Annotated in this window: 17 protein-coding genes; 5 read left to right on the forward strand and 12 right to left on the reverse strand. The window is 57.6% G+C overall.

The window, feature by feature from the left end; genetic code table 11:
- The 5 genes from rsmI to rph form a co-directional block, all read right to left on the reverse strand.
- Nucleotides 1-866 (reverse strand): 16S rRNA (cytidine(1402)-2'-O)-methyltransferase (gene rsmI, locus AAAC48_RS00460; RefSeq protein WP_340652282.1); only part of this gene is annotated, 866 nt, incomplete at its 3' end.
- A 9-nt stretch (nt 867-875) separates the two neighbouring features.
- A complete protein-coding gene (gene hemW, locus AAAC48_RS00465) occupies nt 876-2,039 on the reverse strand; it encodes a radical SAM family heme chaperone HemW (protein WP_340652283.1) in 1,164 nt (387 codons plus the stop codon).
- Entirely contained in the window at nt 2,036-2,683 is a 648-nt protein-coding gene (gene rdgB / locus AAAC48_RS00470) for an RdgB/HAM1 family non-canonical purine NTP pyrophosphatase (protein ID WP_340652284.1), read from the reverse strand. Before rdgB ends, hemW begins: the two co-directional genes overlap by 4 nt.
- Nucleotides 2,680-3,087, reverse strand: coding sequence for a VOC family protein (locus AAAC48_RS00475; protein WP_340652285.1), 408 nt, complete (start codon nt 3,085-3,087; stop codon nt 2,680-2,682). Before AAAC48_RS00475 ends, rdgB begins: the two co-directional genes overlap by 4 nt.
- A gap of 12 nt (nt 3,088-3,099) precedes the next feature.
- Nucleotides 3,100-3,816, reverse strand: a complete 717-nt coding sequence (gene rph / locus AAAC48_RS00480) for a ribonuclease PH (protein ID WP_340652286.1) — start codon at nt 3,814-3,816, stop codon at nt 3,100-3,102.
- Between the two features lie 138 nt (nt 3,817-3,954).
- Here rph and hrcA point away from each other — a divergent pair, with 138 nt between their 5' ends.
- From hrcA to AAAC48_RS00495, 3 genes are all read left to right on the forward strand, one after another.
- Nucleotides 3,955-5,025, forward strand: a complete 1,071-nt coding sequence (gene hrcA / locus AAAC48_RS00485) for a heat-inducible transcriptional repressor HrcA (RefSeq protein ID WP_340652287.1) — start codon at nt 3,955-3,957, stop codon at nt 5,023-5,025.
- Nucleotides 5,026-5,099: 74 nt separating this feature from the next.
- Nucleotides 5,100-5,813: a nucleotide exchange factor GrpE gene (grpE, locus tag AAAC48_RS00490; protein ID WP_340652288.1), complete on the forward strand. Its 714-nt coding sequence runs from the start codon at nt 5,100-5,102 to the stop codon at nt 5,811-5,813.
- Nucleotides 5,814-5,927: 114 nt separating this feature from the next.
- Nucleotides 5,928-6,581, forward strand: coding sequence for a trimeric intracellular cation channel family protein (locus tag AAAC48_RS00495; RefSeq protein WP_340652289.1), 654 nt, complete (start codon nt 5,928-5,930; stop codon nt 6,579-6,581).
- Here the strand turns inward: AAAC48_RS00495 and AAAC48_RS00500 are convergent.
- Complete coding sequence (locus AAAC48_RS00500; RefSeq protein ID WP_340652290.1) at nt 6,573-7,565, reverse strand: adenosine kinase; 993 nt, start codon at nt 7,563-7,565, stop codon at nt 6,573-6,575. The two genes, AAAC48_RS00495 and AAAC48_RS00500, sit on opposite strands and share 9 nt — an antisense overlap.
- 163 nt (nt 7,566-7,728) lie before the next feature.
- Here AAAC48_RS00500 and AAAC48_RS00505 point away from each other — a divergent pair, with 163 nt between their 5' ends.
- The gene (locus AAAC48_RS00505; RefSeq protein WP_340652291.1) at nt 7,729-8,445 is read left to right on the forward strand and encodes a sulfate transporter family protein; all 717 of its coding nucleotides are present in this window, start codon (nt 7,729-7,731) and stop codon (nt 8,443-8,445) included.
- A 96-nt stretch (nt 8,446-8,541) separates the two neighbouring features.
- Here the strand turns inward: AAAC48_RS00505 and AAAC48_RS00510 are convergent, their stop codons facing one another.
- Nucleotides 8,542-8,781: a DUF982 domain-containing protein gene (locus tag AAAC48_RS00510; RefSeq protein ID WP_340652292.1), complete on the reverse strand. Its 240-nt coding sequence runs from the start codon at nt 8,779-8,781 to the stop codon at nt 8,542-8,544.
- 214 nt (nt 8,782-8,995) lie between these two features.
- Here AAAC48_RS00510 and AAAC48_RS00515 point away from each other — a divergent pair, with 214 nt between their 5' ends.
- Complete coding sequence (locus AAAC48_RS00515; protein WP_340652293.1) at nt 8,996-9,133, forward strand: hypothetical protein; 138 nt, start codon at nt 8,996-8,998, stop codon at nt 9,131-9,133.
- A 384-nt stretch (nt 9,134-9,517) separates the two neighbouring features.
- On the opposite strand, the gene AAAC48_RS00520 is transcribed toward AAAC48_RS00515, so the two are convergent.
- The 5 genes from AAAC48_RS00520 to AAAC48_RS00540 form a co-directional block, all read right to left on the reverse strand.
- Nucleotides 9,518-10,504 carry an ABC transporter permease gene (locus AAAC48_RS00520; protein ID WP_340652294.1) on the reverse strand — a complete coding sequence of 329 codons (987 nt, stop codon included), beginning with the start codon at nt 10,502-10,504 and terminating at the stop codon, nt 9,518-9,520.
- Complete coding sequence (locus AAAC48_RS00525) at nt 10,501-11,481, reverse strand: ABC transporter permease (protein ID WP_340652295.1); 981 nt, start codon at nt 11,479-11,481, stop codon at nt 10,501-10,503. The genes AAAC48_RS00520 and AAAC48_RS00525 overlap by 4 nt, the downstream gene beginning before the upstream one ends.
- Nucleotides 11,478-12,977 carry a sugar ABC transporter ATP-binding protein gene (locus tag AAAC48_RS00530; RefSeq protein WP_340652298.1) on the reverse strand — a complete coding sequence of 500 codons (1,500 nt, stop codon included), beginning with the start codon at nt 12,975-12,977 and terminating at the stop codon, nt 11,478-11,480. Before AAAC48_RS00530 ends, AAAC48_RS00525 begins: the two co-directional genes overlap by 4 nt.
- Nucleotides 12,978-13,059: 82 nt before the next feature.
- Entirely contained in the window at nt 13,060-14,190 is a 1,131-nt protein-coding gene (locus tag AAAC48_RS00535; RefSeq protein ID WP_340652296.1) for a sugar ABC transporter substrate-binding protein, read from the reverse strand.
- Between the two features lie 45 nt (nt 14,191-14,235).
- Entirely contained in the window at nt 14,236-15,168 is a 933-nt protein-coding gene (locus tag AAAC48_RS00540; protein ID WP_340652297.1) for an SMP-30/gluconolactonase/LRE family protein, read from the reverse strand.
- Nucleotides 15,169-15,701: the final 533 nt, after the last annotated feature.

Here is a 15,701-nt window from a genome sequence, read left to right on the forward strand (position 1 = left end):
GTCATGCGCGCGGCTTCGCCGGCCGCCTTGGCCGGGGGCATTTCGAGGATCAGCGCGCGCAACAATGCATCAATATCGTCGTTGGAGCGCGGCACATTCTCATCCGCGTGCGGCGGGCCAATGACCAGCACCACCTCGCCGCGGATACGATCTTCGCCGCCGAATTCCGCAGCGAGATCTTTCAGCGGCAGGGTGGTTATTGTCTCATAGGTCTTCGTGAGTTCGCGGCATAGCGAAGCCTGGCGCTCGGATCCGAAGACCTTGACCATATCGGCCAGCGTTGTCGCCGCCCGGTTGGGCGATTCAAAGAAGACCAGCGCGGCGTCGAGGGTCTTCAGCGATTCGAGCTTTGCCCGGCGCTGCCCCTGTTTCGATGATAGAAAGCCGGCAAAATAAAATGCATCCTTGAACAAACCGGACGCGGTCAGTGCCGCCAGAACCGATGACGCGCCGGGGATCGGTACGACCCGAATGCCCGCGGCTTTGGCTTCCGGGACCAGGCGCCCTCCCGGGTCGGAAACAAGCGGCGTGCCCGCATCGGATACCAATGCGACGCTCTTGCCGGCAAGCAGCGCCTCGATGAGCTTTGGACCTGCCTGATCGGCATTGTGTTCGTGATAGGCATAGGGACGACGCGAAATACCGTAGCGATCGAACAGGACGCGGCTCACCCGCGTATCCTCGCAGGCGATGATGTCCGCCGCCGCCAACGTCTCGATACCGCGGATCGTCATGTCGCCAAGGTTGCCGATGGGTGTTGCCACGATATAGAGGGCAGGCTCCAGCGGACGGGCGCGGAACGACGCGGTCCCGATCTGATAGTCCCGCTCTTTATCGGCAGATTTTGGGGCATCCGCTCCAGACAAGACTTTTCCTCACGCTGCCAGATCGGCGATGACCGCATTCAGCACGATAGCCCCTTCCGGTGTCGTGCGAATACGGCTATTGCCGATATATTCGATGAGGCCCTGTTCAGCCAAGGAAACCACGCGCTTTTCCTTGACGCTATGGCCGGTCAGCCGCTCGTAGCGGGCAAGATCGATACCTTCGACCAGGCGCAATCCCATCAGCAGGAATTCATCACCCTCCTGGTCATGGGTAAGAGACTCCTCCTCGACCACGCCATGGCCGCCGGACTCGACTTTTTGCACCCAGGTTTCGGGGTGGCGCTCGGTGATGGTCACGGCGCGCGTGCCATTTTCGATGAAACGCCCATGAGCTCCCGGACCGACGCCGACATATTCGCCATAGCGCCAGTAGACGAGATTATGCTGCGACTCCGCGCCGGGCACGGCATGATTGGAAATCTCATAGGCTGGAAGGCCGTGCTGTGCGGTCACATCCTGGGTTTGCGCATAAAGCGCCGCCGCATGATCACCGTCGGGCGTTATCAGTTTGCCGGCTTTCCACAGATTGTAGAACGGCGTGCCCTCTTCGATCGTCAGTTGATAAAGCGACAGATGGTCGGCTGCATAGGAAATAGCCTTGGCGAGTTCCTCACGCCAGGCCCCTATGCTTTGATCGGGGCGCGCATAGATCAGGTCGAAGGAAAGCCGCGGGAAAATCTCCCTGGCCAGTTTGATCGCCACCAGTGCTTCGTCGACGCTGTGCATACGGCCAAGCCGGCGCAGGTCGGGATCGTTGAGCGCCTGCACGCCAAGCGAAACGCGGTTGACGCCGGCGGCGCGATAGCCGCGAAAGCGGTCCGCTTCTACGCTGGTCGGATTGGCCTCCAGCGTAATCTCGATATCATCCGGCACGTGCCAGTTACGGGCAATTTCATTGAGGATCGACGCAACCGTCTCAGATTGCATCAGCGACGGCGTGCCACCGCCGAGGAAAATGCTGGAAACCGTGCGCCGGCCAGTGCGCTCGCGCATCGTTGCCATTTCACGCGCAAAAGCGGCTGCAAAGCGCGGCTGGTCAACCGGCTGATGCCGGACATGGGAATTGAAGTCGCAATAAGGGCATTTGGTCATACAGAATGGCCAATGGACATAGACGCCGAAGCCGGTCTCGCCTTTGTCGGGGTGATTCATCCGGCGTCCAGACAATCTTTGGCAAGGCGCTGAAAGGCTCGGGCGCGATGCGACAGCGCATCGCTATCACCTGGCTTCCAGCCATGCTTCTGTTGTGCGGTCATCTCGCCGAAGGTGGTGTCATAGCCTTGGGGCTTGAATACCGGATCGTAGCCGAAACCCGCCGTACCGCGCGGGGGCCAGACGATCTCGCCTTCCACCTCGCCGCGATAATAATTGGCTTCGCCGTCGGGCCAGGCCAGGCAGATGACCGAAACGAAACGTCCGCTACGATCTTCGGGGGCATTTGCGCCCTTTTCCTGCAGCGCCTTCTCGACCTTCTGCATGCCGTGGGCGAAGTCACGCTTGCCGTCCGGCAGTTCGGCCCAGTTGGCCGTATAGACACCGGGATTGCCGCCCAAGGCATCGACGCAAAGGCCTGAATCATCGGAAAGCGCCACAAGACCTGTCGCCTTGGCGGCGGCGAAAGCCTTGATGTAGGCGTTTTCCTCGAAGGTCGTACCGGTCTCGTCCGGTTCAGGCAGACCGAGATCGCCAGCCGACACCACTTCGAAGCCGAAAGGTCCGAGCAAATCGATCATTTCATTGATCTTGCCCTGGTTATGACTGGCAACGAGCAGCTTGCCCTTTTCGAGTGTTTTCATTGCAAATTCCATAGTTTTGGTTCCGCAAATTCAATCGAGTTTCCCGACGGATCGCGGAAATACAGCGAATGTGCACCATTCGGCCAATCGAATTCACTTTCAATGGCGACACCATGCACCTCCAGATGGGATTTCCAGCTGGCGATTTCATCGCGGGTCGCGCTAAAACACACGTGACCCGGGCCTGTTGCACCATGCGAGGGTATCGGCAACCCGCCTTTGGGCCGGTCCTTCAGCTTATTCGCATTGAACAGGATAAGCACACCAGACCCGCAGCGGAAGAACACCGATTCATCGCCCGCACGCAGGATCACCTCTAGCCCGAGCAAGCCGCCATAAAACTGTGCCGCTGCCTCGACATCGGTAACATAAAGCGCGGTTTCCAATATTCCGGAAGGCTGCATGGTTCTCGTCTTCTAGCTGACGGCCATTTTCTGCAGGGAAACCAGCCGCGTGATCCCGTTGCGGGCAAGGCCCATCAGCGCAAGCAGTTCCTCTTCGGAGAAGGGCTCGCCTTCGGCCGTTCCCTGCACTTCAACGATACCACCCTTGCCCGTCATGACGAAATTGGCGTCAGTCTGGGCTGTCGAATCCTCCTGATAGTCGAGATCGATGACCGGCGTGCCGTCGGAAATGCCGCAGGAAATGGCAGCGACATGGTCCTTCAGGACCTTCTCCACCTTGAGCATCTGGCGCGTTTCCATCCAGCGCAGGCATTCGTGAAGTGCAACCCAGCCACCGGTGATCGCTGCGGTACGGGTGCCGCCATCGGCCTGGATGACATCGCAATCGACAGTGATCTGGACTTCGCCCAAAGCCTGCAGGTCGACCACCGCGCGCAGCGAACGGGCAATCAAACGCTGAATTTCCAACGTACGGCCGCCTTGCTTGCCAGAGGACGCCTCGCGGCGCATACGATCGCCGGTCGAGCGGGGCAGCATCCCATATTCCGCCGTCACCCAGCCTTTGCCGGTATTGCGCATCCAGCCGGGCACTTTTTCCTCAAGACTGGCAGTGCACAGCACGTGGGTGTCGCCGAATTTGACCAGGCACGAGCCCTCGGCATGTTTGGAAACGGCGCGTTCAAAAGAAATGGCGCGCATTTCATCGGGGGCTCGTTTGGAAGGACGCATTGAAAGACCTCTTTGAAAAATATGCTGGTCCGGCCTTTTAGAGCAAAGGGCATGCGAAGCAAAGGCTTTGATGAATGGCAGGACAATGCTTATATCTAGAGCTATGCTGCCAGTCGCAGAGACAATGTATGAGGCACGATGAACAAGCCCGTGGTTCCGGAAACATTGCAATCGCTTGACCAGCGATCGCGCGATATTTTCCGGCGGATCGTCGAGAGCTATCTGGGTGACGGCGAGCCGGTCGGATCGCGCAATCTTTCGCGCATCCTGCCTGTCTCGCTCTCCCCCGCGACTATCCGCAATGTGATGAGCGATCTTGAACATCTCGGTCTCGTCTATGCCCCACATATCTCGGCGGGACGCCTGCCGACGCAGCTTGGCCTGCGCTTCTTCGTCGATGCCTTCATGGAAGTTGGCGATCTCTCTTCGGCCGAACGCAATTCGATCGAGGCGCAGGTGCGGGCCGCTGGCGAAACCCATTCTCCGGAAAGCGTCCTGACACAGGCGAGCCAGATTCTGTCTGGTATGTCGCGTGGCGCGGGTCTCGTTCTCGCCGCAAAGGCGGAGGGTGCGCTCAAGCATATCGAATTCGTGCGCCTCGAGCCGACGAAGGCTTTGGCCGTACTCGTCACCCAGAGCGGCGATATCGAAAATCGCGTTATTGATCTGCCCGTCGGCGTTACGCCATCGCAGTTGATCGAGGCATCGAATTTCCTCAACGCGCATATTCAGGGCCGTACCATCACCGAGGCGCGGCAGGAAATCGCCCGGCTGAAGGAGGAAACGCAACAGGCGCTCGACGCCCTGTCGCAACACCTGGTCGAACAGGGCCTTGCCATATGGGGTGGTGCCGGAGGCGGCCAGCCGGCGCGGCTGATCGTTCGCGGACGCGGCAATCTGCTTGAATCGGTCAATGCCGAAGCCGACCTGGAGCGCCTACGCCACCTGTTTGATGATCTCGAAACCAAGGAAGGGACGCTGCAGCTGCTCGATCTGGCCGAGGCAGGACCGGGCGTGCGTATTTTCATCGGTTCGGAAAACAAGCTGTTTTCGCTCTCGGGCTCGTCGCTGGTCATCGCCCCTTATCGCGATTCGGACCAGCGGGTGATTGGCGCGCTCGGTGTCATTGGTCCGACGCGGCTCAACTATGCGCGCATCGTGCCCATGGTCGATTACACGGCACAACTTGTATCGCGCCTGCTCCGATAGTCATTTGCACTTGATTTTTATGGGCTAAAGCTCGATATCCAGCGCAACTTACGAATAATGAACGGACAGGATACATGGCTGAAGACAAGAAAAATCACGACACACCCGATCTCGACCAGCGTGACTTGAAGAATCCGCGCGATCGCGATGCGCTGAAGCGCGCTGCCGATGATTTTCTGAAATCACGCAAGGCCGAAGAATATGCGATGGCCAAGGACGACGAAATCGAGGCACAGGCCAATAACTGGGCCGAACTCGACAAGCTGCGTGCCGAGAATGGTGACCTGAAGGACCAACTGCTCAGGCTCGCTGCCGACATGGAAAATCTGCGCAAGCGCACAGCCCGCGATGTCCATGATGCTCGCGCCTATTCCGTCGCCAATTTCGCCCGCGACATGCTCTCCGTTTCCGACAATCTGCAGCGCGCGCTTGAAGCCATCCCGGCCGAGGCACTCACCAATGGCGATACGGGACTGAAAAGCCTTGTTGAAGGCGTCGAGATGACCGAACGCGCCATGATGACAGCGATGGAACGCCACGGCGTCAAGAAGATCGAACCTCTGGGCCAGAAGTTTGATCCGAACTTCCACCAGGCGATGTTCGAGATTCCGAATGCCGACATGCCGCACAACACCGTGCTGCAGGTTGCCCAGGCAGGCTTTGTCATTGGCGACCGCATGTTGCGTCCGGCACTGGTCGGCGTTTCGAAGGGCGGCCCCAAACAGGCGGCAGGCGAAGACCAGCCGGAACCCGGCCCGATCAATCCGCAGGCGGAAAAAGACGCCTGATCTGATTTGCCCTATTGCGTTTGAGAGCCGCATTTCGTTGCCGGAATGCGGCTCTTTTCATTTTGACGGATCATGCTCTATCGTGTGCCGATAACGGCGCAAGGGGAACTGCCGATGACCATGATTCAGCTGTTCAACTATGCCGGGATATTCGTCTTTGCCGCAACAGGTGCGTTGGCGGCATCGCGTCGCCAGCTTGACATCATCGCCTTCATCTTCCTGGCGGCCGTCACCGGCATTGGCGGCGGTACGCTGCGCGATCTGATCCTTGGCGTCCCGGTATTCTGGGTCAAGGATCCCGGCAATCTGCTGGTCTGCGCCGGCGCTGCGGTCCTTGTCTATTTCTCCGCCAATCTGCTCGAATCGCGTTATCGCGTTCTCCTATGGCTCGATGCCATCGGTCTTGCCGCCTATAGCGTCATCGGGGCCGCAAAAAGCCTGGCGCTCGGCTTTGATTGGAGCATTGCGGTCGTTACCGGTATCATGACAGCAACGTTCGGCGGTATCCTGCGAGACATCATTTCCGGAGAGCCATCGGTGCTGATGCGGCGCGAAATCTACGTGACGGCCGCCCTTGCCGGGTCGGTCGCCTACATAATCCTTCATGCTCTGTCTTTTGAACTGGAACTGTCGGCGATTGCCGCTGCGCTCGCCGCCTTTGTGGTACGCGGCGGCGCGCTTTATTTCGGCTGGGCACTGCCAACCTATCACAAGCCCGGCCGAACACCCGAGGAACTCAAGCGCGAGGGCTATATAAGGTCAAAGTAGGCCCGCCTGCTCAGCGGCAAGCTTCAGGTTGAGCTGGGGGCGCGGGCCAATCTGCTGAATGACCAGACCTGCAGTCAGCGAACCGAGCCGCGCACAATCGGTGAGCGTGCGACCATTCGTGTAGCCGAAGAGGAAGCCAGCCGCGTAGAGATCGCCCGCTCCGGTCGTGTCGACCAGTTCGGCAATCTCGATCGCCGGCACCGCAACTGTTTCATCGTTCGATACGACGACCGAACCCTTTTCCGAACGGGTGACCACCGCCAGCCTGCAATCCTTGCGGATCAGTTCAAGACCCTTTTCGAAATCATGCGTCTGGTAGAGCGATTTCAACTCGGCTTCATTGGCAAAAACGATATCGACCGTGCCTGAGCGCATCAGGTCGAGGAATTCATCGCGGTAGCGGTCGACGCAGAAAGGGTCGGACAGGGTCATCGACACTTCGCGCTTGTGTTCATGCGCGATCTTCGCCGATAGACGGATTGCCTCCTTGGCGCGCGGCGGATCCCAAAGATAACCTTCGAAATAGGTCACCTTGGCTTCGGAAACCTTGGAGCTTTCCACGTCTTCGGGTCCAAGCTCGACGCAAGCACCAAGATAGGTATTCATCGAGCGCTCACCATCGGGCGTCACGAAGATCATCGAGCGAGCGGTGGGTGGCGGCGAAGCGAGAACCCGCGTGTCGAACGCAACGCCCTGGGCACGAATGTCATGGGTAAACACGTGGCCGAGCTGATCGTCCGCCACTTTGCCGAAATAGGCCGCGCGTCCGCCAAGACTGGCGACGCCTGCTGCCGTGTTGCCGGCACTTCCGCCCGAAGCTTCGATCGCCGGTCCCATGCGCTCGTAGAGAAACTCCGCACGATCGGCATCAATCAGATTCATTGCATTCTTGATGATACCGTTCTTGATGATGAAATCGTCATCGGTGCGGGCAATGATGTCGACAATGGCATTGCCGATGCAGAGCACGTCAAAACTGGACATGAAAACTCCGGGATTGAATTGGCCGTAGCTGTTGGCGGTTGTTTGCCCTTGCTCTAGCGCGTAAGTGGTCGATTGACCACCCCTTCTTTCGTGCACCGCCTTGTCCCTGCGCGGAGGCGCTCCTATGTCGGGCACTCGGGGTCCTTGGAAAGCGAGCTTGTAAATGATCTTTGAAAGCGCCCGCGCTGCGGCCAGTCATCTGTTTCGTCCGGAATTCCGCACCGTCCTATGGAAATCGCTTGGATTGACCATTTTGCTGCTCATCGGCGTATGGTTCGGCCTGCGCGAATTGTTCGAAACACTCGCCTGGCCATTTGTCGACCAGATGATGCCGGACCTTCCTTCATGGACGGGATGGATTGGCTTCATTGCAGGGATTCTTGCCAGTTTAGGGCTTGCCCTCGGGCTGGCGTTGCTAATTGCGCCAGTCACGGCGATCGTGGCAGGCCTCTTTCTCGACGATGTTGCCGAACTGGTGGAAAAGGAAGACTATCCGCTCGATCCGAAGGGCAGACCGCTGCCCGCATTCCGCTCGTTCGTTCTCTCGATCAAATTCATGGGCGTTGTCATTGCCGGCAACATCGTCGCGCTGTTGTTGCTCTTGATCCCCGGCGTCAACATCATCGCCTTCTTCATCGTCAATGGCTATCTGCTCGGGCGCGAGTTCTTCGAGTTCGCCGCCATGCGTTTTCGACCTGAAATCGAGGCAAAGGCCCTGCGCTCCAGGCATTCAACGACGGTGTTCCTGGCCGGCCTGATCATTGCCGCCTTCATGGCAGTCCCGATCCTCAACCTGCTCACGCCCTTGTTCGCCGCTGCGATGATGGTGCACCTGCACAAGGCGGTAACACGTTCGGAGCCGCCGGCGGCGGTAACGTGACGCAATTTCACGCGCTTGTTCCGAGCTTTCAATTGGCCAAGCAATATCGCTCGCCGCCGATGGGCACATTATGAGCCCCGCACGAAAGGCGCGCAGTTAAGGATTGGCCGGCGTAGGAGTGCGCTCTTTGACGTAAATATCGGCTTCCTTTGCAGCAGCGATGAAAGCCGATCTTGCATGCCTTGCGGTTTCTCTCCCTTCCAGTGCGTCAAGACAGGCTTGGCGGGCAGCCTTGTATTTTTTGCCCTTACCCTCGGCCGGCCAGTGCTGCAGAAGGACTTCCGTCGCTTCTTCAACTGAAGCAACGTTCAATATTCGCCCAGCGGCCTGCGTCATGATTGTCACGCGATGAAAAGGCAATGCACGCATCTTCAGAAACGAGGAACATCATTCGCGGTTCCCAACATTTATTGCATCTCGCCCCTATAGGCCTCATCACAACCACCCTTCTGCATGCCCTCAAGGTGTGGGACGGCTCTAAATCCTTAAAATTTAAATGATGGGTAACCCTTCGCGCCTATGCCGGTTATAGTAAGAGCGGAGATACACGATGATACACCAATGCGTAATGGTTGCGGCGTTTCTGATCCTGTTCGCCCTGTTGGGAGCTCTGGCGTTGCTCGGTAAGGAGGAGCCGGCACCAAACAATGCTCCCATGCCGGCGGTCGCGGCCCCGTCTACGCCTTAGGCCTTTCATTACGCTCCTATTGCCCGGACTGATGGCAGTGTTTCCGCTGAACGGGATAGATCGGCCCGGCCAACCACCACCACGTGCACTGGATCAATCAAACTAGCACCTGCTGGAACCAACAGTGCCGTCAGTAATCCGTCAACTAACCCAGCATGATTAGCCCGCGTTGGTAGGCATCCAAATGCATTGCAATTTGCTACAATGGCGAAAAACAAAAAAAGGGGGTTGAAATGTTTGAGCTAACAGATGGGGCAATGTTGATTGTTATCGCAATCACGGCGGCTATCGGTGCCTATATCTTTTACGGCATCTCGATCGTGCAGCTGTCAGCGTTCTAAGGCCACTGCCCTAAAAAGTGGAACTGGCCCACCGCCTATTGGCCTATTTTCGATCGACTTCGCTTCGTCCATAGGCGAGTAGCATGGCGAGGATGACGACGCCGTATATCACCTGCCGCCCGGCTTCCGGCATTTGCATGACCGCGAGGATCGACTGCAGTAGCGTGATGAGGATGACGCCGGCGATCGTGCCTAGATAATTGCCGCGCCCGCCAAGAATATTAGTGCCCCCAAGCACGACCGCAGCAATTGCTGGCAGCAAATAAGGATCGCCCATCGCCTGATAGGCCTTGGTTGAATAACCGGCCAAAAGGACGCCGGCAAAAGCTGCTGCAGCGCCCGACAGCACAAAACACCATATGATTACAGCATTGGTGTTGACACCAGAGAGATAGGCAGCAGTCTCCCGGTTACCAACCGCATATACACGCCGGCCAAACGCTGTGCGGGTCAGAAGGAACGTTATGAACGCTCCAACGATGATCCAGATGAACAGCGCATTCGGGATACCGAATACCGGCCTGCCGACAGCCAGAAAATGCATCGCATCAGTGGCGTGGTCCTGCGGTGCGAATCCGCCCGTATGCAATACCATCAGTCCTTGCACGACTGCATTCATGCCAAGCGTGAAGATCATCGACGGTAACCGTAGATAGGCAACGCCCAATCCGTTCAGCAACCCCACCAGTGCACCGCAGAGCACACCAACCGGAATGGCGACAAGATTACCCATACTGCCATACCATCCGGCCACGGCCGTTGCCATCATGGCGCCAAGCGTCACCGTCCAGGGGATCGAAAGATCGATATGCCCGATCAGGATAACCATCATTGCGCCTGACGCGATAATGCCGAGGAAGGCGCTTATCTGCAGTTGTTGCAGCAGATATTCCGGCGACAGGAATTCACGGGAATAGAGCGCTCCACCAAGGAGCATGAGGATGATGCAGCCGAACGCAATCAACACCGATCGGTCCAGGGAAAAACGAAGGACAGGAATTGTGCTGGCCTCGAGCTTTGGGTCGTTCATGCGAAGAGTTCCAGGCGATTTCGAATGCGCAAGACACGAAGCGCTCCGAGACTGACGGCGGCAAGCAGGACAACGCCCTGAAACAAGGGCTGCCAGAGCGGATCAAGATTGAAGACAAACAGCAAATCCTCGATCGTGCGGAGCACGAAAGCACCGAAAATCGAGCCGATGGCCGAACCCCAGCCGCCGAAGAGCGACGTTCCGCCGATCACCACCGCTGCGATGGAGTTAAGCGTGTAGGTTCCCGCTATGGGTGCTGAAGCCTCGCCGGAATAGGTGTTGAAGGTAAGCATCAGGCCGCCCAGTGCAGCAAGGAAACCAGCCAACGTGTAGGCCAGGAGTTTAGCCCGCTGCACGGGAACCCCGGACATATAGGCCGCCTGCTCATTCGATCCGACAGCATAGGCGGCGCGCCCCAGGATCGAATTCCGGTAGGGCAGCCAAATGAATACGACGACGCCAAGAAGAATAATGAGCGCCATAGGAACGACGCCGAACAGTTGGCCGGTCGCATAATCAGCGATGTCCGATTGGACGTCGCCGCCGGGACCAGGACGAATATAGAGCGCTATTCCATAATAGATGGCACCGGTCGCCAACGTTGTGATGATTGGCTGAAGTCTGCCCCAAACGACAATCGCGCCATTGAGAAATCCTGCCAATGCACCCGTCGCCAGCACCGCAACGATGCCAAGGAAGCCCTCGCCGATCGTGCCCACCACAATCGCAGAGGCCATGCAATTGGTGAGAATGAACACCATGCCTACGGACAGGTCGAGGCCGCGCGTCAACACCGGCAATGTTTGAGCCATAGCAACAAGGGCCAGCAGAACGGCCTTGTTCGCGGCGGTCGCGGCAACCGCCGCAGTAAGTCCAGCCGGATGGTTGCTGACGTAGATAGTGAACATGACGACGAAAAGGGCGACCGCAGCAAGCAGTCCACCATTGTGAGAAATGCGGTGTCGGATATCGTTCATGCCGCCTGCCCCTTGCCGTCGACGTTCAGCGCAGTCTCGATCATCATCCGCTCGTTGAGAGCCTCGCCGGCCAGTTCACGTGCAATACCGCCGTCATACATAACAAGGACCCTATCACAGCAGCCGATCAGTTCGGCGTAATCGGTCGAGTAGAAGAGGACTGCCACCCCATCGTCGGCGAGATCTCGCAACAGCCGATAGACTTCCTGTTTGGTGCCGACATCAATACCGCGCGTCGGATCATTGAGCAGGATGACCCCGGGACCTGTCATCAGCCATTTGCCCAGTACGACCTTCTGCTGATTGCCGCCCGACAGGGTAGAAACGGCTGCAGCCAAATCAGCGATCTTGATATTCAGGCCTTCTATAATTCTTTCGACAGCGGCGTGTTCGCTGTGTCTGTCGAATCTCAATCCTTTCTGAAACCGGGACAGCGACGCGAGGCTGATGTTGTCGCGGACGTTCATGGGCAACATCAGCCCCTCCGTCTTTCGGTCTTCAGGGATCAAGGCCATTGGCAGCGCTGCTCGCATCGCGGAACGGGGCCCGGATAGCCGAAGTGGCCGACCCAAAACTTCGACAGTTCCTGAAACACCCTTCAACACTCCGAAGAGGGCAAACAACAAAGACCGTTGCCCTTGACCATCAAGCCCGCCCAGCCCAACGATTTCACCCTTCCGGACGTCGAGAGAAATATCCCTCAGTTGCTGACCCCAAGTCAGGTTTCTCGCCGATAGCGCGACTGGCGATGCAGGGTTTGGCACCGGCTTTTCGGGGTAGTGGTGGTTCAGTTCGCGACCAATCATCATCTGGACGATCGCGCCCACCGATCGCTCCCCTTTCCGGAACGTCTCAATCCGCCGCCCATTGCGAAATACGGTAGCGCAGTCGGCAAGAGCCTCGATTTCATGCATCCGATGCGAAACGTAAAGAATGCCGACGCCCTCGGAACGCAGCCGGCGGATGATTGCATAGACGCGTTCGACATCGGCGGCCGTCAGTGCCGAGGTCGCCTCGTCCAGAATGAGAAGCTTCGGGCGCTTCGCCAAAGCCTTGGCGATCTCGACCATCTGGCGCCGGGAGAGCGGAAGGTTGCGTACGAGTTCAAGGGGATGAATGTCCTCGCACCCTATCATCGCCAAAAGCTCGCGTGCCCGCTTGCGCTGTGCGCGGCTGTTGATCAATCCCGCTCGGCGCGGCGGCGAGACAATCGAAAGGTTATCGGCCACGGTCAAATCAGGCAGAAGCGACAATTCCTGGAATACGCAGACAACGCCTGCAGCCATCGCCTCGGTGGGATTGCGAAAATTGACCCGTTTACCTTCGACAAACAGTTCACCGTCGCTCGGGTCCGTGACCCCCGCGGCGATCTTGATCAATGTCGATTTTCCCGCGCCATTCTCGCCAAGAACCGCATGGATCTCACCTGGATAGGCCACAAAGTCCACGTCGTTGAGCGCAGCGACGCCGCCATAGCGTTTCGAAATGTGTCTCATTTCCAGAATTGGTGCAGCATCCAAGACGAGGACTCCCAAAGTTGACGCCCGAGGCGAATATTTTCGCCCCGGGCAAGACCATTTACTGATCAGCCTTCGTTTGGCCCATAATTTCCTGCGCGCTGAAATTGATCCCGCAGGTTGGGAAGGAATTTCCGACGAAGAAGTTATCGGTCTCCTTCGAGTAATAGCTGTCACCGTCCTTGAAATTCGGATCCTCTACAATCGACAAAGGGAGCGTAATTGACTGCGGGACCACCTCTCCCTCAAGCGCGGCGATTGCAGTCTTAATGGCAACGGCAACCTGGGCAGGCCCCGTACCGGCGGAGGTGCATTTCAGTCCATCCTTGGAATACTCCGCACAGAGCTTGCGGAATCCATTTTCCGTTTCACCCCCAACTGGCACAAAAGGATGCTTGGCGTCGATCATGGCGCGGACCGTCCCGGTTGAACCACCTTGCACCGATACACCATCGAAATGCTTGTGAACGGCGATCGCGTCAGCCACAACCTTCTGGGCAGTGCCATCGTCCCAGCGGCCGACGACTTCCACGGTTTCCCATTTTCCACCCGATTTTTTCAGGACCTCCTGGATACCTTCGTGGCGGTCCCGATCAACCGAAGTTCCTGTCACACCGCGAACCTCAAGCAGCTTGCCCTTTTTGTCGGGAATATTCTTGACCAGCCAGTTGCCCCACAATTCGCCGAGGCCTTTCTGATCCACATTCACATTAATTGCCTCATCGGTGTCGAGCGTGTTGTCAAAGGCCACCAGAATGACACCCGCAGCATTCGCGCGCTTGATAACGGGTTTGAATGCGGTCGGGTTTTGCGCATTGACCACAATGGCGTCGTAGCCGGAGTTGATGAAATTATCGACAGCAGCAATCTGTGCCGCGACGTCGTCCCCGGTTGAAACCACCTTGAATTCCTTAAGCTTGGCCTTCACCTCAGGCAGGGCAGCATAGGCCTTCGCGGTCTGGATCATCTGGATGCGCCAGGTATTGCCGATGAAGCCATTGGCAAGGGCAACGCGGTATGGACCCTCCTTCTTCGGCCACTGGAAATACTTCGTTTCCGGCGTCAGTGGCTTGAAGCACTCCGCATCCTTACTCGGCCCTTTCACGATTTGTGGCCCTGCAGCAAATGCGGAGACAGTCATTACCAGACTCACAGCCGCAGCTGCCATCATGCCTTTGAGTATCGTATGCATTTTAGGTTCCTCCTCCTTGTTTGATTATTATGGCTTCTTGCAGTCTTACGGGACCTGCGCACCCCGCCGTGCGGTATCGAGTGCGTAGATTGAGCTCGTCGCGCTTATGAAAAGGCGCGATCTCTGCGGGCCTCCAAACGTCAGGTTGGCAACGACTTCCGGCACGAGAATCCTGCCGAGCCTCATCCCGGAAGGCGTGTAGCAGTGGACGCCGTCCTCCGCGGATATCCAAAGCAGGCCCTCTGTATCGACGCGCAGTCCGTCAGGAATCATGTCGATTTCAGCGATCACCTGGCTTTTGCCGAGCTTGCGCCCGTCAATCACCTCAAGTGCGCGGACGTGATGCGGGCGGCGGTCATCAAAGCCAAAGCCAAAGCCGCGCGCACGACCAGAATCTGCGACATAAAGCACGGATTCGTCGGGTGAAAAGGCCAGTCCATTCGGCCTGTCGAAATCATCGGCGACGACGTCAACCTGACGCGTCTCAGGATCGATCCGGTAGACATTGTTGGCACCGATCTCAGTTTCAGCGCGAATGCCTTCGTGGTCGGAGATGATGCCGTAGGGTGGGTCGGTGAACCAGATTGAACCATCGGATTTGACGACCACGTCATTGGGCGAATTCAGGCGTTTGCCCTTCCAGTGCGTAGCAAGCACCTCGTAACTGCCGTCTGTTCCGGTTCGGCTGATGCAACGGCCCCCATGCTCGCAGGAAACCATCGCGCCGGTACGGTCCAGGGTGTTGCCATTGGTACGCTGGGAGGGCTGCCGGAAGATGCTAAGCCCGCTTTTCTGCGACCAACTCATCATCCTGTTGTTGGGAATGTCGGAAAAGCGCAATTCCTGGGTATCATTGAGCCATACGGGCCCCTCCGCCCAGATGAAACCCGTTGCAATCTGCTCGAGCGTCGCGCCATCCGGAAAGAACGACGTGAAGCGCAGATCATCATGGACAAGAAAATCCTGATTCACTCCCATGATCCGGCCCTCCCATGCCGATCGTGTTATCGTTAATCCGCCAGTAAACGGGCTGCCCTCTCCTCCAGCTTTTCTGCCTCAATGAAGTGCTTTGCCTACCTGTCCTTACTGATAACGAATGCCAGCGTCAGCCCGGTTAAGTGGTTCGCCACATCCCACGGTCCCACGCTCAATTCGGCCACAAAGATGGCCGCCAACCTGCTCCGTTAATGAAGGGCCCCTCGCAACGGTCAGTGTCAAAATGCACCTCAGGGTAAATTTAGGTCCAAGATATCACACCTTAGTCCTTTCATGCGAATACTATATTCAAATCCGAATGACGTACTCGCACCCGGCGTTCCGTTGCCTATATGGTTTGGTACCATCGGGTGCCGCTGGACGAAACCAGTCTCAGATCGGGGTGGCCGTGTTACCGTTACGTACTTGCACGCCGGACGTGCTAGAATCATGATCGATGTCAGGTCTTTCAAGGCGTGACAATAGCGTCACCCCAAGTGTCTGCTTGCGGTGAGAAAGGTGGAGAGGATCATGGC

The sequence above is a fragment of the Phyllobacterium sp. genome (assembly GCF_037994405.1).
Classification (GTDB): Bacteria; Pseudomonadota; Alphaproteobacteria; order Rhizobiales; family Rhizobiaceae; genus Phyllobacterium.

Excerpts from the sequence above, each read along its gene's own strand:
- AAAC48_RS00525 (WP_340652295.1), bottom strand. The coding sequence starts at position 11,481 with ATGAACGATATCCGACACCGCATTTCTCACAATGGTGGACTGCTTGCT.
- AAAC48_RS00520 (WP_340652294.1), bottom strand. The coding sequence starts at position 10,504 with ATGAACGACCCAAAGCTCGAGGCCAGCACAATTCCTGTCCTTCGTTTT.
- AAAC48_RS00505 (WP_340652291.1), top strand. The coding sequence starts at position 7,729 with ATGATCTTTGAAAGCGCCCGCGCTGCGGCCAGTCATCTGTTTCGTCCG.
- AAAC48_RS00530 (WP_340652298.1), bottom strand. The coding sequence starts at position 12,977 with ATGAGACACATTTCGAAACGCTATGGCGGCGTCGCTGCGCTCAACGAC.
- AAAC48_RS00535 (WP_340652296.1), bottom strand. The coding sequence starts at position 14,190 with ATGCATACGATACTCAAAGGCATGATGGCAGCTGCGGCTGTGAGTCTG.
- grpE (WP_340652288.1), top strand. The coding sequence starts at position 5,100 with ATGGCTGAAGACAAGAAAAATCACGACACACCCGATCTCGACCAGCGT.
- AAAC48_RS00475 (WP_340652285.1), bottom strand. The coding sequence starts at position 3,087 with ATGCAGCCTTCCGGAATATTGGAAACCGCGCTTTATGTTACCGATGTC.
- AAAC48_RS00500 (WP_340652290.1), bottom strand. The coding sequence starts at position 7,565 with ATGTCCAGTTTTGACGTGCTCTGCATCGGCAATGCCATTGTCGACATC.
- AAAC48_RS00495 (WP_340652289.1), top strand. The coding sequence starts at position 5,928 with ATGACCATGATTCAGCTGTTCAACTATGCCGGGATATTCGTCTTTGCC.
- AAAC48_RS00510 (WP_340652292.1), bottom strand. The coding sequence starts at position 8,781 with ATGACGCAGGCCGCTGGGCGAATATTGAACGTTGCTTCAGTTGAAGAA.
- hrcA (WP_340652287.1), top strand. The coding sequence starts at position 3,955 with ATGAACAAGCCCGTGGTTCCGGAAACATTGCAATCGCTTGACCAGCGA.
- AAAC48_RS00515 (WP_340652293.1), top strand. The coding sequence starts at position 8,996 with ATGATACACCAATGCGTAATGGTTGCGGCGTTTCTGATCCTGTTCGCC.
- rph (WP_340652286.1), bottom strand. The coding sequence starts at position 3,816 with ATGCGTCCTTCCAAACGAGCCCCCGATGAAATGCGCGCCATTTCTTTT.
- hemW (WP_340652283.1), bottom strand. The coding sequence starts at position 2,039 with ATGAATCACCCCGACAAAGGCGAGACCGGCTTCGGCGTCTATGTCCAT.
- rdgB (WP_340652284.1), bottom strand. The coding sequence starts at position 2,683 with ATGAAAACACTCGAAAAGGGCAAGCTGCTCGTTGCCAGTCATAACCAG.
- AAAC48_RS00540 (WP_340652297.1), bottom strand. The coding sequence starts at position 15,168 with ATGGGAGTGAATCAGGATTTTCTTGTCCATGATGATCTGCGCTTCACG.